17 protein-coding genes are annotated in these 20,601 nt (G+C 40.1%); 8 read left to right on the top strand and 9 right to left on the bottom strand.

Annotated elements, in window-relative coordinates:
- The first annotated feature begins 278 nt into the window (after positions 1-278).
- From ACNSN3_RS03850 to yegD, 5 genes are all read left to right on the top strand, one after another.
- Positions 279-2,567: a TonB-dependent receptor gene (locus ACNSN3_RS03850; RefSeq protein WP_054202099.1), complete on the top strand. Its 2,289-nt coding sequence runs from the start codon at positions 279-281 to the stop codon at positions 2,565-2,567.
- Positions 2,568-2,682: 115 nt separating this feature from the next.
- Positions 2,683-2,982, top strand: a complete 300-nt coding sequence (locus tag ACNSN3_RS03855; protein ID WP_008109576.1) for a hypothetical protein — start codon at positions 2,683-2,685, stop codon at positions 2,980-2,982.
- Between the two features lie 73 nt (positions 2,983-3,055).
- A complete protein-coding gene (locus tag ACNSN3_RS03860; protein WP_418608610.1) occupies positions 3,056-3,712 on the top strand; it encodes an HAD family hydrolase in 657 nt (218 codons plus the stop codon).
- Between the two features lie 34 nt (positions 3,713-3,746).
- Positions 3,747-4,589, top strand: a complete 843-nt coding sequence (locus ACNSN3_RS03865; RefSeq protein ID WP_418608611.1) for a DNA ligase — start codon at positions 3,747-3,749, stop codon at positions 4,587-4,589.
- Positions 4,590-4,668: 79 nt separating this feature from the next.
- On the top strand, positions 4,669-6,033 hold the full coding sequence (gene yegD / locus ACNSN3_RS03870; RefSeq protein ID WP_055011701.1) for a molecular chaperone: 1,365 nt from the start codon (positions 4,669-4,671) through the stop codon (positions 6,031-6,033).
- Positions 6,034-6,037: 4 nt separating this feature from the next.
- Here yegD and ACNSN3_RS03875 read toward each other — a convergent pair whose 3' ends face one another.
- The 4 genes from ACNSN3_RS03875 to ACNSN3_RS03890 all read right to left on the bottom strand — a co-directional run bounded on the left by ACNSN3_RS03875 (position 6,038) and on the right by ACNSN3_RS03890 (position 10,539).
- Complete coding sequence (locus ACNSN3_RS03875; protein ID WP_008464686.1) at positions 6,038-6,502, bottom strand: methylglyoxal synthase; 465 nt, start codon at positions 6,500-6,502, stop codon at positions 6,038-6,040.
- Between the two features lie 15 nt (positions 6,503-6,517).
- On the bottom strand, positions 6,518-7,150 hold the full coding sequence (locus ACNSN3_RS03880) for a LysE family translocator (protein ID WP_010391250.1): 633 nt from the start codon (positions 7,148-7,150) through the stop codon (positions 6,518-6,520).
- Between the two features lie 145 nt (positions 7,151-7,295).
- Positions 7,296-9,137 carry a S8 family serine peptidase gene (locus ACNSN3_RS03885; RefSeq protein WP_418608612.1) on the bottom strand — a complete coding sequence of 614 codons (1,842 nt, stop codon included), beginning with the start codon at positions 9,135-9,137 and terminating at the stop codon, positions 7,296-7,298.
- 226 nt (positions 9,138-9,363) lie between these two features.
- Positions 9,364-10,539: a multidrug effflux MFS transporter gene (locus ACNSN3_RS03890; RefSeq protein WP_010391252.1), complete on the bottom strand. Its 1,176-nt coding sequence runs from the start codon at positions 10,537-10,539 to the stop codon at positions 9,364-9,366.
- Positions 10,540-10,723: 184 nt separating this feature from the next.
- Here ACNSN3_RS03890 and ACNSN3_RS03895 point away from each other — a divergent pair, with 184 nt between their 5' ends.
- On the top strand, positions 10,724-11,197 hold the full coding sequence (locus tag ACNSN3_RS03895) for a hotdog fold domain-containing protein (RefSeq protein WP_008109556.1): 474 nt from the start codon (positions 10,724-10,726) through the stop codon (positions 11,195-11,197).
- A gap of 83 nt (positions 11,198-11,280) precedes the next feature.
- Here ACNSN3_RS03895 and ACNSN3_RS03900 read toward each other — a convergent pair whose 3' ends face one another.
- The 5 genes from ACNSN3_RS03900 to ACNSN3_RS03920 form a co-directional block, all read right to left on the bottom strand.
- Positions 11,281-11,763 (bottom strand): bactofilin family protein, encoded by a 483-nt coding sequence (locus ACNSN3_RS03900; RefSeq protein ID WP_008109555.1) that lies wholly within the window; start codon positions 11,761-11,763, stop codon positions 11,281-11,283.
- Positions 11,753-12,916: a M23 family metallopeptidase gene (locus ACNSN3_RS03905; RefSeq protein ID WP_418608614.1), complete on the bottom strand. Its 1,164-nt coding sequence runs from the start codon at positions 12,914-12,916 to the stop codon at positions 11,753-11,755. Before ACNSN3_RS03905 ends, ACNSN3_RS03900 begins: the two co-directional genes overlap by 11 nt.
- Before the next feature lie 143 nt (positions 12,917-13,059).
- Entirely contained in the window at positions 13,060-14,373 is a 1,314-nt protein-coding gene (gene fahA / locus ACNSN3_RS03910; protein WP_010391256.1) for a fumarylacetoacetase, read from the bottom strand.
- 211 nt (positions 14,374-14,584) lie between these two features.
- A complete protein-coding gene (hppD, locus tag ACNSN3_RS03915) occupies positions 14,585-15,631 on the bottom strand; it encodes a 4-hydroxyphenylpyruvate dioxygenase (RefSeq protein WP_008109551.1) in 1,047 nt (348 codons plus the stop codon).
- Between the two features lie 511 nt (positions 15,632-16,142).
- The gene (locus ACNSN3_RS03920) at positions 16,143-17,642 is read right to left on the bottom strand and encodes a peptide MFS transporter (RefSeq protein WP_008109550.1); all 1,500 of its coding nucleotides are present in this window, start codon (positions 17,640-17,642) and stop codon (positions 16,143-16,145) included.
- 743 nt (positions 17,643-18,385) lie between these two features.
- Between ACNSN3_RS03920 and tyrR the strand changes: the two genes are divergently transcribed.
- Positions 18,386-19,942, top strand: coding sequence for a transcriptional regulator TyrR (gene tyrR, locus ACNSN3_RS03925; protein ID WP_008109548.1), 1,557 nt, complete (start codon positions 18,386-18,388; stop codon positions 19,940-19,942).
- A 112-nt stretch (positions 19,943-20,054) separates the two neighbouring features.
- On the top strand, positions 20,055-20,591 hold the full coding sequence (locus tag ACNSN3_RS03930; protein ID WP_008109547.1) for a thioesterase family protein: 537 nt from the start codon (positions 20,055-20,057) through the stop codon (positions 20,589-20,591).
- The last annotated feature ends 10 nt before the right edge of the window (positions 20,592-20,601 follow it).

The raw sequence follows: 20,601 nt of genomic DNA on the forward strand, positions 1-20,601 counted from the left end.
TTGGTTGTTTAGTTGCTAAAAGTACACTAAATGTCGGGATAGTGCGGTTAAGTGTTAAAAATAAGTTTATTTTTTAGTGTTCAATATGCGGTAAATATATTACAGCATGATATAATCTCGCGCATTCAGTCAGCCTTATTTATGCCGTTTTTGTACTCTCGGTAATAAGGTCCGCGCCGCATAGAGCAAGTCGCGAAAAATTGACTGAATCCGTAATTATTTAATTGCGCAACACATCAACCGTTGAACAAGAGTGCACTAAAAAGGTTAACCCCGACATGAAAGCAATGAAAAGATCTACGTTAGCAACCCTTATCAATGCAACGTTGTTCTCTGCCGTAGCAGGTACGTCAATTTCAGCCGTAGCTGCTGAGCAAGAAACTACTGCTAAGAAGAACCAACTAGAAGTTATTCAAGTTACTGCTCGTAAACGAGTAGAAAACGCTCAAGAAGTGCCTGTTGCTGTTTCAGCCCTGCAAGGCGATAGCTTAGATGCTTACAGCTCAGCTGGTATGGATATTCGTTTTATGAATGCGAAAATCCCAAGTTTATCTATTGAATCTTCATTTGGCCGTTCATTCCCACGCTTTTATGTACGTGGCCTTGGTAACACTGATTTCGATTTGAATGCTTCGCAACCAGTGTCGCTTGTGGTTGATGAAATTGTACAAGAAAACGCAATCTTAAAAGGTTTCCCTGTATTTGACGTAGCACGTGTTGAAGTGCTTCGTGGTCCTCAAGGTACATTATTTGGTCGTAATACACCGGCTGGTCTAGTTAAATTTGATACCGTAAAACCAAGTCAAGAATTTGAAGGCTATGGCTCTGTATCTTACGGTAGTCGTGGTGCTGTTGACTTTGAAGGTGCTGTTGGTGGTTCATTAACAGATCGTTTATCAACACGTGTTTCAGTACTTTGGCAAGATAAAGACGATTACATTGATAATCGTGCACCAGGTTTTGAGCAAAAAGATGCTTTAGGTGGTTACACTGAACAAGCAGCCCGTATTCAATTTTTATATGAAGGTGACGATTTCACTGGATTATTTAATTACCATGTTCGTGATTTAGATGGCTCTCCAATTGCCTTTCGTGCTAACACTATCAAACCTGGTACTAACGATTTAGTTGATGGTTTTGAAAATGACGTGGTGTATCACGATGCCGCATCTCGTGCGACGCAGCAAGTGGAATCGCAAGGTGCAAGCCTTAAGCTTGAGTGGGACTTAGCTAATCATACAGTAACGTCAATTTCTGGTTGGGAAAGTGCAGAAATTTACTCTCGTGCTGACATCGATGGTGGCTACGGTGGGTTCTCTATCAATGATGTTCCAGTTGCAATGGGCCCTGGTTTTATTCCTTTCTCTTCAGAAAGTGCTGATGGTATTCCAGATCAAGACCAATACACGCAAGAACTTCGCTTATCAAGCAACTTTGCCGGTGACGTAAATTACCAGGTGGGTGTTTTTTACTTCGACGAAGCATTAACGATTGAAAACTTTAGCTATGATACAGCCAATAATGGCGTATTAAACGGTTTTGTTAGTCAGCAGCAAGATACTAAAGCATGGGCTGTATTCGGCTCAGTTGATTACACCATTACTGATGACTTGAAAGTAACCGCGGGCCTTCGTTATTCAGACGATGAGAAAGAATTCTCAGCAAATCGTACGCTTAGCCCTGTAGGTGGTGCTGCTACTTACATTGAAAAAAATGTTAGCGATGATCACGTAAGCTGGGATTTATCAGCTAACTACAAAATCAACGATGACGTAAACTGGTATGGTCGTATTGCTAACAGTTTCCGTGCACCAAGTCTTCAGGGTCGTATCTTATTTGGTGATGAAGTAACCGTTGCTGATTCAGAAACTGTTACGTCATACGAGACAGGTATTAAATCTGATGTGTTAGATGGCCAAGGCCGTGTAAATGCAACCGTATTTTATTACACTATGGATGACCAACAGCTAACTGCTGTAGGTGGTGGTGCTAACTTTAACCGCCTATTAAATGCTGATAAAACAACTGGCTACGGTTTCGAAATTGATTCTGAGTGGGTGTTAACGGATGAGCTAAATGCTACGTTTAATTTAAGCTACAACAAAACAGAGCTTAAAGACAAAGATTTAGCCGTTGCAGTGTGTGCACAGTGTACTGTTACTGATCCTACCTTCCAAGTACCAGGTGCATTTGGTCCTGAAGATCGTGCTATTTTAGATGGTAACAGCTTACCGCATGCTCCAGAGTGGATCTCTAACATCACACTTCGTTACACTAAAGAACTCGCTGAAGGTGATTTCTTTGCTTACGCTGATGTGTCGTACCGCAGTGAAATTGACTTTTTCTTATATGAATCAGTTGAGTTTGAAGGTAAGCCACTAACTGAAGTTGGTCTACGTGCCGGTTATGCATGGGCGCAAGGCGACTACGAATATGAAGTATCAGCATTCGTGCGTAATATGTTTGACGAGCAGCAAGCAATTGGTGGTGTTGATTTTAACAACAATACAGCCATGGTTAACGAAGAGCGTTATATTGGCGCTGAATTTAAAGTTAACTTTTTCTAATCGATAAATTTAACGTTAAATTGTAATTATTGATAAAAGCCTGCCTAGTGCAGGCTTTTTTATTTTTGTAGAGCTGCTAAAGTAGCGCCCATATGTTTATTAAAGAGAAAAAGTAATGGCTGGATTTTGGAATTACCGTGTAATTTATTGTGAAGCAACCAAAGATGAAGCGGCGCAATATCAAATACACGAAGTGGAATATAACTTAAATGGTAAAGTAACTAACTGGTCAGAGACTGGTGCTGCACCATTTGGAACCACATTAGATGCGTTAAAAGATGATGCTGAGCGCTTAAAAACCGCCTTCGAAAAGCCGATACTTAAAGTAATGCGCAAAGCCCGAGGTTATGAGTTAGTTGATGTAGATACCGGCGAAGACGCTTATGCTGAGCCGCCAGCAGGTTTGGCTGAGTAACACAAATTATTAAAAGGTGCCTAGGCACCTTTTTTATTACCCAGAGTTCAGGTTAAATAACCAGGAGAAGAGTATGTCAATTGAAGCGGTATTATTTGATATGGATGGCACTTTGGTTGACTCGGAAAGTGTACACTATAACTGCTGGAGCCAATTACTTGCGCCTTTTGGTGTGTGTTATAAAGAAGCTGATTTTTGTCGGCGCTTTTCGGGACGTCCCACTATTGACGCTGCAAAGGAAATAAAACAAGTTCATAACTTGTCTGTAAGTAGCCGCTATTTAGCGGATGAAAAATATCGTTTATTTAGTGAGTACGTTAAAACCAATTTACCGCCTTTAATGCCTTATGCTGAAAATGTTCTATTAGCGGCTAAAGAGCAAGGTTTAAAAATGGCGTTAGTAACAGGCAGCGCAAGGCATGAAGCAGAGCCAATACTAAAAGGATTAGGGTTTTATGATTTATTCGATACCGTGGTAACTAAAGATGATGTAATTAATCCAAAGCCTGCCGGTGATCCCTATCTATTAGCACTTAAAAGTATGCAGGTTACTGCACAAAATGCGATTGCCGTTGAAGATACTCTCACCGGTGTAACCGCAGCGAATAATGCTGCTTTAGCTGTAGTCGCTATCGCTAATAAACATACACAGGAGCACGATTTTAGTAAAGCAACACAGCAAATGCAAAGCCTTGAAGAATTTTGGCAATGGCTTCAATCTCAACTATAGTTTAAGCCATATTAAAATTTGCAAGGATGCAGCAATGGTGATGATTAAAGCAACGCTGTTTACTTTTTTAACTCTTTTTAGTGCTAGCTTATTGGCGCAATTGCCTCCAGTGCAACTTGCTAATGTTTACGACGAAACTAAGCATGAGGATATTCGCCAATACTTGGTGAGTGAAAAGTTTGATGGAGTTAGAGCAATCTGGACGGGAAAGCAGTTTGTAACCCGTCAAGGCAACTCCATAAACCCGCCTGAGTGGTTTACCGCTCCTTTGCCAGATATTTGGTTAGATGGTGAGTTATGGACCAAACGAGGTCAATTTTCTGTACTCAGTGGTATTGTCAGAACAAAAATACCCAACGATTTGCAATGGCAAACCGTTACTTATCAGGTGTTTGATATGCCAGATACAAGCATGCCTTTTCACCGTCGTTATCAAAATTACTTGTCACTTATTACTAAGCTAAATAGTCCCCATATTAAAGCGGTTAAGCAAAATCAATTTAGCGACAATCAGCAACTCAGTAATTATTTTAATCAGGTTACTAAACAAGGCGGCGAGGGCGTTATGCTTCATTTAGCAGAGGCTAAGCATACAACTGGTCGCTCTAGTGCATTGTTAAAACTCAAGCCTTATTTAGATGCCGAAGCGTTAGTGATTGAACATTTACCGGGTAAAGGTAAATACGCAGGAATGCTTGGTGCATTGAAAGTACAGACAAAACAAGGGCTGACATTTTCTATTGGTACGGGTTTTAGCGATAAAGAGCGAAAGTATCCGCCAGCTATAGGCGCAACAATTACTTATCGATACCACGGGTACACTAAAAATGGCTTGCCGCGTTTTGCCAGCTTCTTACGGGAAAGACCCGAAAAATAACGAGTGTAGGCCAATTCAGTATATATTTTTTAGCAATTATGCTAAATTGCGCGGCCTTTTTAGTGATGTTTGGTGATCTATGTTCGTTGGTTTTGATTATGGTAGTTCTAATTGTGCTATGGGTGTTTTAAACGAAGAGCGTGTTCAGCTCATTCCTTTAGAGCAAGGCAAACATTATCTTCCATCAACGTTATACACACATCATAGTGCCTTAGTCGTTGATTTTGTAGCGCAGCACTTGCAGGGCTCAGAGCATGAGCATGGCTATAAAACCGCGCGCCAACCATTACTTAATACGCTTGCGCGAATTAAATCAGACCTAGACCTACAAGCCGGCGACGAGACTCTATTCATCGGCCGAGAGGCGATTAGTGAATATGTGCAATTTCCTGAAGAAGGTTATTTTGTAAAATCCCCTAAATCATTTTTTGGCGCTACTGGTTTAAAGCAAGGACAAATTAATTTTTTTGAAGATATTGCCACTGCAATGATTTTAAAAATAAAACAACGTGCCGAATCATCGTTAGGGTATACGCTGAGCCAAACTGTTATTGGTCGCCCAGTGAATTTTCAAGCAGTTGGTGGTGAGCAGTCAAACCAACAAGCCGTGGGCATTTTAACACGTGCAGCAAACCGAGCCGGCTTTAAAGATGTGGAATTTTTATATGAACCACTTGCCGCCGGGATTGATTATGAAAGTGATTTAACGCAAGACCAAAAAGTGCTGGTAATAGATATTGGTGGTGGTACAAGTGACTGTTCATTTGTACAAATGGGGCCCAGTTTTAGGAATAAACAACAACGAGACGCAGACTTTTTAGCACATAGCGGAAAGCGAGTAGGCGGTAATGATTTAGATATTGCTCTGAGCTATCATGGTTTAATGCCGTTACTTGGCTTAGGCAGTACTTTTAAATCGGGTTTACCATTACCGAATCAAGCATTTTGGCAAGCATGTAAAATTAACGATGTGAATTTACAAAGTCAGTTTTATAGTGCTCAGCATTATCGTGAACTGAGTGCACAGCTACGCGATGTGAGTGCGCCCGATTTATACAAACGGCTTATCCATTTACAGCAAAATAAGCAAGGGCATCAATTAGTTCAACAAGCTGAAGCGGCAAAAATTGCACTAAGCTCGTCTGAAAACTTTAATTGTGATTTAACATTTTTAGATTCATCACTTGATAAAGATATCTCTATTAATGAATTAGCATTAGCCGTTGACGACAGTATTAGTCAAATAGTCACATTAGCAAAACAGGCCATTGCAGATGCAAACACCACCCCAGATGTAATTTATTTAACGGGTGGTAGCGCGCAATCACCACTGATCAAAGCGGCTTTAAAAACCCACTTAGGTGACATTAAAATGGTTAACGGTGATCACTTTGGCAGTGTCACCGCTGGTCTGACTAAATGGGCGAGTATGCTTTATAAATAAGCTGTTATAAGGAGATTTGTCGGGTTGCGAGGTACTTTTCGTAATCTGGCAAAGAACGCTCAAACTCGGTGTCCATAAGGGGAGAGCTTAGTAACATATCAGCGCTTACTTCATTACAAGCAACAGGAATGTTCCACACTGCGGCTAAACGAAGCAATGCTTTTACATCAGGGTCGTGCGGCTGAGATGCCAGAGGATCCCAAAAAAAGATTAACACATGAATTTCATGTTCCGCTATTTTAGCACCAAGTTGCTGATCACCCCCCATAGGTCCACTGAGTAATTGCACGACATTCAAACCGGTGGTTTTTTCTATTAAATGTCCGGTTGTACCAGTGCCGTATAGCTTATGTTTACTTAGCATTGGAGTGTGTTTTTCACACCATAATTTTAACGCGGCTTTTTTTCCATCATGTGCAACAAGGGCTATGTTTTTCTTAGCTGGAAGAGATTGTATTTTTTGGTCCATGCTGATTCTTATTAGTTAGAGTAATAAATTGATAGCCAAGGCAATAAATACAATGCCTGTGAACCTATCTATCCAAAGTTGGCTATTAGGGTGACTTTTAAAAAACTGGGCTATTTTATCGCCGAAATAAATATACGTGCAGTCGATAGGAAAAGCAAAGATTGGATACAGTAGCCCAAAAAACGCCAGCTGAAAAGTTGCAGATGACAAGCTAGGGTCTACAAATTGTGGGATAAAAGCAATAAAAAACAAAGCCACCTTAGGATTTAGTACTTCGGTCATCATAGCTTGAAACATCACGTTTTTGTTTTTACTGGTGGTAACATGAGGCTTATCTTCTTGCTCGCAAATGGGGGGCTTAAAGGTGTCTTTAAGCATCATAAACCCTAAGTAACATAAATAGGCTGCACCTGCATATTGTACGCTGGCATAGGCAGTTTCAGAAGCTTTTAAAATAGCGCTTAAACCGACAACCGCAAAAAATGTATGTACTACGCCACCTAACGCAAAGCCAAAAGCACTCTGCATACCTGCTTTTCGCCCATTTGCAAAAGTTTGCGCCATTAAAAACGCGTTTGATGGCCCAGGCGCAACGGCCATTAAAAAGCTAGCGAGTAAAAATGAGAGCAAAAAGTCGGGGTTGATCATTAAATAGTACGAAAAAGAAGTGGTAAGTGATTTTATCAAGCAATGAGGAAAATAAAAAGCGGGCATATTGCCCGCTAAGTTGAGGATACTAAGTTCTTTTAAAACTAGTCGTTATGCTTTTAAACATAATGAAGTGCTAAATTTATTAAAAACTAACGGTGATATTATTTGAACACACCGTAGTGCTCAGCGCTTCACACACTTGATATGTATAGGTGCCGCCACCTTTAGTATTAATGCTGTCGCTGTAGGTATTATTATTTGCAGTGGTAATGACTTTGTTACCATTGCGGTAGATATCAACTTGGCTTGTTGCCGCGCCATTCCAACTTAAATCAACAAATTTAGTGCCTTTTGATTTGTAACCTGAAGCGCTAAGAGAGATAGCATCTACGCCTGGCTCTGGATCAACACCACCAGTATCGCCACCCGCACAGCCGTTTGCTGTAAGGTAAGCATCAGCGTCAGCCGCTTTTACAATACCGTAGCCAAAGTAATCGTCACGACCAGCAGCCCCTTGATCTTGCGCAGTTGCCTTTAACGCATCGCGAATTTCTGTGCCTGTACAGTCACTATGATTAGACCATACTAGCGCAGCAATACCTGAAACCGCAGGAGTTGCCATTGACGTTCCACTCATAAAGCCATAATCAGTTGCGCCAATATTAATTGTCACGTTTGTACTAGCGACTAATGCACTACGATCTTCAAATGCAGCGCCTACAGCGGGAATTGTAGTATCGTTGGTATCACCTAGTGTTGCGTATAACATGCCAGCTTCATTGTTGATAATAACCGCACCTACACCGCCTGAGTTTTCACAGTTAGCGACTTTGTCATAAAATGAAATAACGCCGCGGTCAATCATACATACTTTACCAGCCGCCGATGGATCAACTGTTTCGCCAGTTCCCATAAAGTAGGTACTCGCAGTGATTTGACCTGCATTTTCCATTGCTGATGAATTATATGCTGTGCCATCAGCCGACATACTCGCTGCTGTTGCCATGCCCGCAGGGTAGGTCGATAGAGTATCAACACCACCAGCAGTTACTTCAACACAAATTGTTTCATCATTAGTTGCGCGTTTACCACGGCCAGATGAACAGCTTGGGAATTGTGAAAAGTCAGCAATTTGATTATCGGCATCATTAGCGCCGACCATCATCACCGATGAGTAGCCCGCAGGATAAGAACGTACGTTATTACCATCGTTACCCGCTGCAGCAACTACAAGGCCGCCAGCATTAGTAAAGTTAGCAAACGCATTTGACTCTGTACTGTTTGAGCCACCGCCTCCTAAGCTCATGCTAATAATATTTGCACCTGCTTGAGAACATAAATCAGCCGCTTGAGCTAAATCAGATGAGTAACCCCAACCCGCTTCGTTAAATACTTTAATAATGTGCATTGCCACACCCGGTGCCATACCCACAACACCGAGGTTATTATCTGCAGCACCAATCGTACCGGCGACATGCGTCCCGTGTGGACCGCCATTATCAAACCAATTTCCAGTACCGCTGTCGTTATCGCCAGTAATGTTACCCCAAACAAAATCAGGGTTTGAGCTATCTAAGCCTGAATCGATAACACATACTTTCATGCCTGCATTGGCATCAAAAGTAACTTGATCAACCTGTGATTGATAAACCGCATATGGCGTAATTTGTTGCTGCATGGCATCACCTACATCATCGTTAAATAATGACATAGGAACGCGCTTATGATCTTCTTCAATGAGTTTAATATGCGGGTTGTTAAGCAGGCCTTTTAAGCTACTTAAATCTTGTCCAGTAAACTTGGCTGCAATGAATCCATTGCCATCTACTTTAATGTCACCACCTAGTTTTTTAGTCAGCGCTTTAACAACACCTTTTTTATTATTATCAACTTGGATGATGAAGCGATCGTTCGCAGCTTGGGCAGCACCTGCTGAACAAATACCAGTAAGAACTAATGCTAAGGCGAGTTTATTCTTTTTCATATTATATTATCCTAGAATTAATTGGTTAACTAATTGTTAACTTTAGCAGACAGTAAAATAATATAAAGCAGAAAACAAGCTATTTTATCTACAAAAACAAAACTATTTAACTTTAAAGTAGCCAGTATTAAACAAAAAATATACATTTGTATTTGAATTAGGGGCGGCTAATCAGGTAAAACCTGAATTAGCCAAAATTGAAGAGTAATAGAAAACGCTTTAGCGCCTAAGCATATTTAGTATAACGAAATAGTAAGTAAGAAAAGGGAATTAATAATAAAAAGTGTGTGCCTATAAGCTCGGGTGTAGATAAGTTTAAATATTGAGTAATAAACACCAATAAACTTGCCCCACTCATTTGCATCGCTCCTAAAAGAGCTGAGGCGGTGCCAGCTTGCTTAGGGAACAGACTTAAAGCTCGTCCAGCGGCAGAGCCAAGTGTTAAAGCAAAACCAAAGGCAGCAATAAACATAGGGATCATTAATGCTAATGGGGTTTTATATTGGCTTAATACTAGCATCAGTAAGCCTGCACTCACTAACAACACAAGACCTGCTTTTAGTGCTCTTTTTGGTTGGCGTTTAATGTAAATAGGCATGATAAAGCTAGCAAGAATACTAAGCACTGCATTAAGCGAGAACCAAAAGGTAAAGTCGGCTACGCTGCCCCCTAATTCAGTAATAAGCCAACCAGGAGCCAATGTTACAAATACTAATATAGCCGACATAGTGACCATACATAGCAAGCTATTAAATAAAAATAACGGAGTTGAAATAATTGGGATAAAGCGCCTTAGATCTAAGATATGCCCCTGGTAATGGCTGTCTACTGGGCGTGTTTCTCTAAACAATAATAAGGTGACAATAAATCCTAATAATGCAAAACCAGTTAGAAATAGAAAGTTCATTTGCCAACCAAACTGCACGGTTAACCACGCACCTAAAATGGGTGCTAACGCTGGAATAAAGCACACGATCCCGTTTAGGTAGGTAATTATTTGGCCACTGCGTTCACTACCAAACTTATCTCTTACTATTGCAAAAGCAACAACAAAGGTGGCGCATGCGCCTAACCCTTGAATTGCACGAGCAAACATCAGTATTAAAAAGCTAGGAGCATAGTATGCACCTAATGCCGCCAGTCCATATAAAGTTACACCGGTTAAGGCTACCGGCTTACGTCCAAAACGATCAGCAAGAGGGCCTGCAATTAATTGCCCCAAACCAACAGTAAGCATAAAAATAGCCACCGTTTGCTGTACTTGTTTTTCGCTCACTGAAAATTGCTCTGCAATAGTAGGAAAGGCAGGTAAATAAATATCAATGCCCATAGGACAAAAAATGACGAGTAACGCTAAGATCAGTAATAAAATTAAGTTTGGTTTAGCGGGCTGTGTTTGCATCAGGTCTCCTTTTGTCGGTATTTTAAGTGGCGACTGATGAAAAAGAAAGGGCTTATGACCGATGCATCAGACATGTTACCTACTTTTAACTTTATTATGATTATTTTTGTTTAAGTATCACACTTCTTTAAACTGATCCGATGTGTTAATTTGCTTTTTAAGCAAAGACAATGGAAAAACAATAATGAGTAATGAGTCTGCATTAATAAAAACGTGGCATAAATTTAAAAAGCTGCCGTTTGGTAACTGGCTGTTTAGTAAAGCCGTATGTTTTAAAGCGCCTTACTTTGGCTCTATGAAACCTACTATTTTAGATTTAAAAGCAGGGCACTGTAGTGCAGTGGTTAAAAACACACGCCGTGTACACAATCACATTGGCACTATTCACGCTATCGCACAATGTAATTTGGCTGAGCTGTGTGCGGGGGTGATGGTTGATGCAACAGTACCTTATAAAACCCACCGTTGGATCCCTAAGGGAATGACAGTACAGTACCTGGCTAAGGTAGACACTGATGTTACCGCTATCGCTGAAATTGACTTGCCTCATCAATGGATTGATAAAGAAGATTTAGTCGTACCGGTAAAGCTTTACAATACGCGTAACGAACTGGTTTTTACCGCAGACATAACCATGTATATAACACAGAAAAAGTAAGTGTATAAGCCGCTAACGGGATTTTAAAGAGGTGATTAATGGTTTAGCCAACAGGCAGGCTAAACCATTATAAACTAATGTAGCTAGCTTTTAGCTGCAGGCTGCTTATTAACAAACGAAAGCCCGCTGTCTTCATTATCAACAATGGCTTTTACGTCGTGAGCTGGTTTTGGCTTATCTTTAGCATGCTCAATCACTTCTTTTTCAAAGCGCTGCTTTAAACTGCCTTCAATAATAGCACCTGCTTCTATGCTCAGGGTGTCATGAAATATATCGCCAAGTACATGAGCATTATTTTCGATCTTTACTTCACTTGCATTTAAAGAGCCGATGATTTTACCCTTAACAACGACACTGCTTGCCTCAACAACGCCTTCAACAACACCTGAGGTGCCAATCACTAAATGTTCGGCCTTAATGTCACCATCAATACGTCCGTCGAGTTGTACTTCACCTTGGCTTACCAAAGAGCCCGTTATACGCACATCATTAGAAATGATTGAGGGAGTGTGACTCACTCTCTTAATAGATGAGTCTGTTTTTGCTTGTTTATTTTTACCAAACACGAGAAAGCGCCTTTGTTATTTTTAGTGGATTGACATGCTTGTCGTCTATTAATACTTCATAGTGTAAATGAGTACTTGTACTTCTTCCGGTACTGCCCATTAAGCCAATGACATCGTGCTTTGTGACTAATTGACCTTTTTTAACATTAATTTTGTTTAAGTGACCAAAGCGCGTTACAACACCGTTTTTATGCTCTAACTCTATAAAGTTACCATAACCGCCATTACGGCCAGCTCGACGAACCGTGCCATCGGCAGGGGCAAAAATTTCTGTTTTATGCCACCCAGCTAAATCAATGCCTTTATGAAAAGCGCGCCTTTTATTCATTGGGTCTTTTCTAAGTCCAAAATTACTGGAAATATAATATTTTGCAGCAGGTAAGGGCAGGGTACTTGGCAACTCAGTTAAAAAGCTCTCTAGCTGGTTTAACAATAACAACTTATCTGCAATGACTAGAAAGTTACTAGGAATTTTACTTTCATCGAGTATATCTAGCGGGCCACCTTGCGCCGTTGTTTGCGTGCTTAACGCGAGATGTTGTGCCAGTGCATTTTCAAGACCCGTGCCTTGGAGTATTTCTATAATCGCATCATGGCGCTGATTAATCTGCGCAGCCAATAACGTGAAATTAGTATCGTACTGCTGATTTAGCAAGATGTAGCGCTGCTCAAAACTGGTTAAACTGTTTTGTGCGTGTTTATTTTGTGTTTTATCTTCTTCGAGCGGCTCATGAAATTCGCTTTCGTTCTCATTAATAGGAGAAGATTCAAGCTCACCCTCTAATTTTATTACATCTTTGCTGATAGAAGCTGGGAGTGATTCAATCATACCTTGAAGTAAAGCTTGTTTTTGTTCAAGTTCAGCTAACTGTTCTTGCTGCAATGCGTAGCGTTGTTGCTGTTGCTTTACTTTTTGTTGCCATTGTACTTGCTTATCAAGCTGAGTTTGCTCGATATGAGAAATTTGGTGTGTTTGCATATAAACACGGATACTCGAAACACTGATCCATGCAATAGCAATGAAAATAATAGCAAGCGCAGAAACCTGTAACCAAGGCGCCAAAACAACATGCTTTACTTCACCATTTTGGCGAATGAGCAGCTGACGAGCTGGGAAATGTTTATTAAAAAAAGACTTTATAAATACAGGCATGTCACATAAATACTGGCTATTAACGGATTCAAGATAGCAATTTGAACTAAAAAAGCCAGAAAAAAATTGTAACTTCGGCTTAATTAATAAAAAAGGGCTGCTTATTCAACAACCCTTTTTTACTAGTTTATTGATTTTATATATTATTTTGCTGGTAGTACGGTGCTCTCTACAAAGCCAAAGCCAATACGTGCAAAGCCTTCTTTTTCACACCAGCCACGCATTATAACGTTGTCGCCATCTTCCAAGAAGCTACGCTGCTCGCCGTTACTTAAAGTAATCTTTTCTTTACCACCACGAGAAAGCTCAAGTAATGAACCCGCTTCTTCGTGAGTAGGCCCTGATTGCGTGCCAGAGCCCAGCATGTCGCCTGGCATAAAGTTACACCCGTTTACGGTATGGTGAGTTACCATTTGCGCTACAGTCCAGTATGAGTGCTTAAAGCTAGACTTAGACACTTGAGTTGGGTTGTAGCCTTCATCACGCATTTTTTGTGTTTGAATTTTAACATCCATTTGAATATCAAATGCACCTTGATCACGGTTAGCCGTTGATTCTAAGTACTCGAGTGGCTGCGGATCATTTTCATCACGCGTCCAGCTTGTTCTGTATGGTGCAAGTGCTTCGGTGGTAACAATCCATGGAGACACGGTTGATGCGAAATTTTTCGCTAAGAATGGACCAAGCGGTTGGTATTCCCATGCTTGTAAATCACGTGCTGACCAATCGTTGAAAACACAAAAGCCGAATACATGCTTTTCAGCATTTTCAATTGCAATAGCATCGCCCAGATCATTACCTTTACCTAGGTAAATACCTAGTTCCAGCTCGTAGTCAAGGCGCTTACATGGACCAAATGAAGGAACTTCTGCATCTGGCGCTTTAGTTTGTCCTTTAGGGCGATGAAACTGCTGCCCAGACACGCCAATAGACGATGAGCGACCATGATAACCAATCGGCACCCATTTGTAGTTTGGTAGTAATGGGTTATCGGGACGGAATAAACTTCCTACGGCAGTCGCATGATAAATTGATGTGTAAAAGTCAGTGTAATCGCCAATGCGACAAGGTAGAGCAAATTCAATTTCGGTTTGTGGTATAAGCGCTTGTGCTAGTTGCTCTTGATGAGCAGAGCCTTCACGTAATGCTTTAGACAGTGCTAAACGAAGCGCTGACCAATATTGCTCACCTAATCCCATAAACTCGTTCAAAGTCGGGTTACTTGCAGATGCAACGGCTGTTTGGGCGTCACCTGAAAAAATACCGAGTTCATTTACTTTTGCTAAATCAATAACCTGATCGCCAATGGCAACAGCACCACGAAAAGCTTCATTGCTATTTTTGCGACGTACTTCTGCAAAAGGTAGGTTTTGAATAGGGAAGTCACATTGTGCATCATTTGCTGATGCTACCCAGCTAGTTAAATTTATATCATGGGTTTCGTTAATTAAACTCATTACATTTCCTTTGGTTTAGTTGGTCGCGCTTATCAGTATAAATATCAATTTATTAAATAAGAATATAGCACCCGTTAATTTCATCTATTACCTAGCTATATGGTGATGAAAAGCGCGATTTAAACACACAGAGAGATAGTTTTACCTCTCAATTACGATTAAACGACAAAAAGCAGCGAAATACGCTGCTTTTTAAAGTTACTTTATTTGCTTATAAAACGCCGCGGCGTTCTTGATCTCGCTCGATTGATTCGAATAGCGCTTGGAAGTTACCTTCACCAAAGCCGCCATCATCAACTCGTTGAATCATTTCAATGAAGATAGGACCAAATAAGTTTTTAGAGAAAATTTGCAGTAAGTAGCAATCTTCGCTTTGGCTATCAACAAGGATTTGATGTTCACGGATTTTCTCTTTGTCTTCTTTAACCCATGGAACACGGTCAAAAATAGTATCGTAGTACTCTGGAATAATATCTAAAGTAGCGATAGTCGATTTATCAAGCTTATCTAATGAGCTTACTAAGTCGTCAGTTAAGAACGCCAAATGTTGCACACCTGGGCCATTGTATTCACCTAGGTATTCATCAATTTGGTTATTATCGTTACCTTTACCTTCATTGATTGGAATAGAGAAGGTGCCACATGGTGATTTTAATGCATATGAAAGCAGGGCTGTTTTTTGGCCTTTAATATCAAAGTAACGTACTTCGGTAAAACCAAACACGTCTTTGTAAAAGTTAGCCCATGTTTCCATAGTACCTTTATATACGTTGTTGGTTAAGTGATCGATACGTAAGAAGCCTTTACTCTCTACTTTGTTTGGCTCGCTCAGATCTTCGAAATCATTATCGTAAATAGAGCCTTTATCTCCAAATTGTTCAATAAAGTAAATTAAGCTATCGCCAATGCCGTAAATAGCAGGGTATGGTAAGTCTTTATTAGCTGCATCAGTGGCAGGCTTAGCGCCACGCTTAACCGCAGCTTCAAACGCTGCTTGAGCGTTCTCTACACGCCAGCCCATAGAACAAATTGCTGGGCCGTGGTTTTTAGCAAACTCAGCTGAAAAGCCGTCGCGTTCATTATTTAGTAAAAAATGAATATCGTTTTGGTTGTAATAAACAATGTCTTTACCTTTAAATTTTTTTAATTTTGAAAAACCAAAATCGGTAAACACTTTGTCCATGTAATCGGCATCGGGTGTTGCGTATTCAGTAAACTCAATACCAACCAAACCTAAAGGATTATTTACTTCACTCATTATAATTACTCCCGCAATTAAGCACTGCGATTATTAGTTATCGTATTGCCTGCATGATTAACCAGATTACTGCTTTGGGGAAGAGGGTGTTGTTATTTAGTAAATAGCGCGTGTGTAAATTTTACGGGACGGTTAGCAAAGTATGATATTTATTTACATACGTGCCGAGGTAAGTAAAAATTAGCTAGCTCGGATAATGTACGTATTTTTTATTTATGTTATTGAATTTATTGTTTTTAAATTTAATTGCCCATCTGTTTTTTTAGTTTTTTCATACTAAAAAAAGAGTGGTTTTTGTATTCTATTGTTTACACTCAACCTGAGCGTAGCTGCTCACAACATTAACAAAGCAATAGATACTGAGGGTTTGATTCATTAACTCACTTACTGTGTAGTATTACGCTGTAACAATTAGGTTAGTTAGCCATAAAAATACCCCCTGCAGTTAGCTGCAGGGGGTATTTAATATCATTAGTCAAAGCGCATAATTACGCACTGTGATAAACCTAAATTATTGTGCTGGTGCGGTTTGTTCTAAACCTTGTTTTTCCCATACCTTAGCTTTGAAGCTCATCAGCACTAAGATGATACCTACACCGATACTAAATAATGCAATTTGTAAGTAAAGGTTAGGAATTTCTGCAACATTGTTAGGATCAAAGTTACCAGCAAGTAAGCCTGAAATTACGTTACCAATTGAGTATGTCAGTACAAATACACCCATCATTTGACCCGTATAGCGACGAGGAGATAATTTACTTACCGCACTCAATGCAACTGGGCTTAAACAAAGCTCACCCACTGTATGTAAGAAATACGTTGTAACCAGCCAGTAAGGAGCTACTTTTAAGCCTTCAGCTGCATAATGTGCTGCCATAAACATAACTAAAAAGCCTGAAGCCATAATAACTAAGCCCAACGCACATTTTACGCTATAAGTAGGCGAAACCATTTTCTTAGATAAATTAATCCAAAGAGCGGCAAAAAATGGTGATAGGGCAATAATAAATAGCGAGTTTAAAGATTGGAACCAAGTCGTTGGAATTTCAAATGTGCCAATAAGACGGTCTGTGTAGTCACGAGCAAATAGGTTTAATGAAGAACCCGCTTGCTCAAAACCAGACCAAAAACACGCAGAAGCGACACAGACTAAAAATAGCGCCCACATTCTTTGCTTTTCAGCGTCGGTTAGTTTGCCTTTGAAATAAACAAGGCCAAAGTAAATGAAAAAGATAACAGTAAATACAACTGCTGTGTAACCTGCAACAATAGTCGGGTTAATAACTATAGCGCCTGTCATCGCAGCAGCAGTCACGCTGGCAACAACAATTACAAACGCAGCAATACCGCCCCATGCGCGTGAAGCACCTTTAGGGCTTAATGGATTCGCAGGTAACGAGCTATGTTCTGGTAAGTTATTAAGTGTACGTTTGTATTGTATTAAACCAATAGCCATACCTACAGCAGCTGCACCAAATGCCCAGTGCCAACCTACGTTTTCCATAAAGTAACCACAAACGTAGTAACCAATTAAAGAACCTAAGTTAATACCCATGTAGTAAATAGCGTAACCACCGTCACGGCGTTCATCTTCGTCAGTATAAAGCTGACCAACCATGGCACTGATATTAGGTTTAAGTAAACCAGTACCCGTTGCGACAAAGATTAAACCAATGAAAAAAGAATATTCATGCGGAACGGCTAAAATAATGTGGCCACACATGATGATGATACCACCGTACCATACTGCTTTTTGACCACCAAATAATCTATCTGCTAACCAGCCACCAGGTAAACCTAAAAAGTATACTGAACCTGTGTATAAGCCATAAATTGCAGCAGCAGAAGCAACGGTAAATCCTAAGCCTTCTTGTTGTAAACTTGCTGTCATAAATAATACGAGCATAGCTCGCATACCGTAGTAACTCATTCGTTCCCACATTTCTGTGAAAAACAGGGTTGAAAGTCCTTTAGGGTGACCAAACCAGCCACTGTCAGAATTTGAACTCATATTTACTTCCTAATTCATTATTGTTTTGATGACCTTGTGGTTTTTTATTTAGCTAAATTGTTACTTCTAAAAAGTATAATAAATGCTCGATCATCAGTGTTTTTATGCAGCTAAGGTAATGGTTTGCTAAACGCAGCTATACGTTTAGGTAAGAGTCACACCCTTATCCTAGTTACAATTGCGCTTAAGTATACATAGACCTTTGTACGAGGGGAAGCGTTGAGCGCGCTATCACACATCCGTTATGTAATTGTTAAATACCAACAGCTAAAGTTCTAGTTGTTGCACTAAACACCTAAACTTATCAAAAAAGATATTTAACAACACAAGTAACATTGTCTTTGCAAAGCTATCTTTTATCCGGTTTTAAGTTCTATTGAAAAAATATAAAACCGCTTTATTTACGGGGGGTTACAAGCACCAAGTTATTCAACAATCGTTAACCTTTACTACTTTATTTTAATAATCACCGTTTAGATTAAACATGAGCAAATATTAGCGGATGCACAGCAATGATTAGCCCATTGGAGAATATAATTTATACAAAGTTAGTTTGGCTATATTTACATGGAATGACCCCGACTTTTAGTGAGCAGCCAAGATTAAATATTTTAAGTGCTTGAAAAAGCGCTCTAGGAAGTAAAAAAACATTTTTCGTCCAAATTTCTTTACAATAAACTATGCTGATAATCATAGTTAGCGTATTATTCACGCCAATTAGTTTTTTCCTTACCTGAGGGTGTATGCGTTTAGATATTCACTGTGCAGACCGAGTTGGTATTGCTCAAGAGATTCTTAATATTTTAGTTAGCTACAATGTTGACTTGAAAGGAATTGAAGTCGACTCAGTTAATTGCCGTATGTATGTGAGTTTTCCTGAAATTGAATTTGAACAATTTCAAAAAATTATGCCTTCAATTCGATTGATCGATGGTGTACATGATGTACGTACCACCGCGTTTTTACCGTCTGAACGTGAGCACAATGAATTAAACACCTTATTAAGAGCACTGCCAGATGGTGTTATATCTATTGATGCTAAAGGCTGGGTGCGTTTGTGTAACGACGCGGCGTGTAAAGACTTACAGCTAACAGAAAAAGAAGTCATTGGCGCCAATATCAATAATTTACTTAAAGGTTTTAATTTTACCCGTTGGTTAGAAGGCAAAGAAGTACTTGGGCAAACTACCCGTGTAGAAGTGGCAGGTGAAGACTTTATTGCCGATATTTTACCTATTGCTGTACCACAAGGCAGTGAGGGGGATGTATTAGCGGGCGCGGTAATAAATATAAAATCGCAAAGCCGCCTAGGTCAGCAAGTGAGTGCGTTTAGACGCTATGGCCAAGAAAGCTTTGCGACAATTCATAATTTTAGTACGGCGATGCGTCGTGTTGTACGCGAAGCGCGAAAAATGGCGCAACTTGAAGCCCCCATTCTTATCACCGGTGAAACCGGCACAGGTAAAGAGTTATTAGCGCGAGCTTGTCACTATGCATCTAACCGCTCAGTAAAGCCGTTTATCGCTTTATCGTGTGCCTCGTTACCAGATGATGTTGCCGAGTCAGAGCTTTTTGGTTACGCCGGATATGAAGAAAATGCAGCGCCTAAACGCGGTGTACTTGAACAAGCGGATGGTGGAACAGTATTTTTAGATGAAGTGGGTGAAATGTCGACTCAGCTCCAAACTAAATTACTGCGCTTTTTACAAGACGGCACGTTTCGAAAAGTAGGCGACGAAAACGAAGTTAAAGTAAATGTTCGCATAGTTGCTGCTACCCAAAAAGATTTACCTGCAATGGTGCAAGAGGGCGTATTTAGAGAAGACTTATACTATCGCATTAATGTACTAACGTTAGAAATTGCACCACTGAGAGATCGTAAAGCCGATGTTGGCCCACTTGCTGAACACTTTATTCAAAAATATGCGCAGCAAAATGGCCATACTGTGCCTGAGCTATCTGAAGAATGTTTAACGTTTTTACAAGATTACCCATGGCCAGGTAATGTGCGCCAATTAGAAAATGCTATTTACCGTGCGGTATCGTTGTTAGAAGACAGTGAATTGCGAGTTGAGCATTTACAACTGCCGACCTTTACCCATGATTTAGGCTATTTAGAGTCTGATTTTGAGGGCTCGCTTGATCAAGCGGTTAAGCGTTTTGAAGCTACCTTATTGCGTAAGCTTTATCCAGCTTATCCAAGTTCACGTCAGTTAGCTAAGCGCTTAGGGCTAAGTCATACAGCGGTAGCTAATAAACTACGTGATTACGGTATTAATCGTAAAACGGTTAAAGTTTAAAGATAGATATTAAAACAACCTTTCTTAGTGATTGTCCCCTTGGTGTAAAAATACCCTAGGGGAGCAATTGCTATGATACACTCACAAAAAACAAACTGGTAAGACCTCAACTGTGAATTTATATTTTAGACTGCTGCTATTATTTTTCAAAATTAAACGTAATCGTGATTATCAATCATTGTTAGACACGGTTGATATAGACTACAAAGCACTGCCAAGTGACTGTGATATTAATTTGCACTTAACTAATTCACGCTATTTAGCAATGATGGATTTATCGCGCACATGGATGACCGAGCGAGTTGGTTTACTAAAGCAAATAATGAAGCGTCGTTGGTTTCCTATTGTTAATGCAACCGCCATTACTTATATCCGTGATATTAAGCCTATGCAGCGCTTTACCATTAGTACCCGTTTAGTCGGCTGGGATCATAAATACTTTTATATTGAACAAAAATTTCATTCAGAGCGTGGCTTACATGCAATTGCCTATGTACGTGGCGTATTTAAAAGTAAAAAAGGGGTGGTAAGCGTTGAGCATATGCTGGAGGTTGCTGGTTTTGAAGGCGTAGCACCTATTTTACCGGCAGAAATAATTCATTGGAAAGAAATGCTTGAGCAAAAAAAAGTAAATAACTTACCTCGTTAATTACACGCAA

It is taken from the genome of Pseudoalteromonas sp. US3C1004 (assembly GCF_048401065.1).
Classification (GTDB): Bacteria; Pseudomonadota; Gammaproteobacteria; order Enterobacterales; family Alteromonadaceae; genus Pseudoalteromonas; species Pseudoalteromonas undina.

Excerpts from the sequence above, each read along its gene's own strand:
- ACNSN3_RS03885 (WP_418608612.1), bottom strand. The coding sequence starts at position 9,137 with ATGAAAAAGAATAAACTCGCCTTAGCATTAGTTCTTACTGGTATTTGT.
- ACNSN3_RS03855 (WP_008109576.1), top strand. The coding sequence starts at position 2,683 with ATGGCTGGATTTTGGAATTACCGTGTAATTTATTGTGAAGCAACCAAA.
- tyrR (WP_008109548.1), top strand. The coding sequence starts at position 18,386 with ATGCGTTTAGATATTCACTGTGCAGACCGAGTTGGTATTGCTCAAGAG.
- ACNSN3_RS03865 (WP_418608611.1), top strand. The coding sequence starts at position 3,747 with ATGGTGATGATTAAAGCAACGCTGTTTACTTTTTTAACTCTTTTTAGT.
- ACNSN3_RS03850 (WP_054202099.1), top strand. The coding sequence starts at position 279 with ATGAAAGCAATGAAAAGATCTACGTTAGCAACCCTTATCAATGCAACG.
- hppD (WP_008109551.1), bottom strand. The coding sequence starts at position 15,631 with ATGAGTGAAGTAAATAATCCTTTAGGTTTGGTTGGTATTGAGTTTACT.
- ACNSN3_RS03875 (WP_008464686.1), bottom strand. The coding sequence starts at position 6,502 with ATGGACCAAAAAATACAATCTCTTCCAGCTAAGAAAAACATAGCCCTT.
- fahA (WP_010391256.1), bottom strand. The coding sequence starts at position 14,373 with ATGAGTTTAATTAACGAAACCCATGATATAAATTTAACTAGCTGGGTA.
- ACNSN3_RS03890 (WP_010391252.1), bottom strand. The coding sequence starts at position 10,539 with ATGCAAACACAGCCCGCTAAACCAAACTTAATTTTATTACTGATCTTA.
- ACNSN3_RS03880 (WP_010391250.1), bottom strand. The coding sequence starts at position 7,150 with ATGATCAACCCCGACTTTTTGCTCTCATTTTTACTCGCTAGCTTTTTA.
- ACNSN3_RS03895 (WP_008109556.1), top strand. The coding sequence starts at position 10,724 with ATGAGTAATGAGTCTGCATTAATAAAAACGTGGCATAAATTTAAAAAG.
- ACNSN3_RS03905 (WP_418608614.1), bottom strand. The coding sequence starts at position 12,916 with ATGCCTGTATTTATAAAGTCTTTTTTTAATAAACATTTCCCAGCTCGT.
- ACNSN3_RS03860 (WP_418608610.1), top strand. The coding sequence starts at position 3,056 with ATGTCAATTGAAGCGGTATTATTTGATATGGATGGCACTTTGGTTGAC.
- yegD (WP_055011701.1), top strand. The coding sequence starts at position 4,669 with ATGTTCGTTGGTTTTGATTATGGTAGTTCTAATTGTGCTATGGGTGTT.
- ACNSN3_RS03920 (WP_008109550.1), bottom strand. The coding sequence starts at position 17,642 with ATGAGTTCAAATTCTGACAGTGGCTGGTTTGGTCACCCTAAAGGACTT.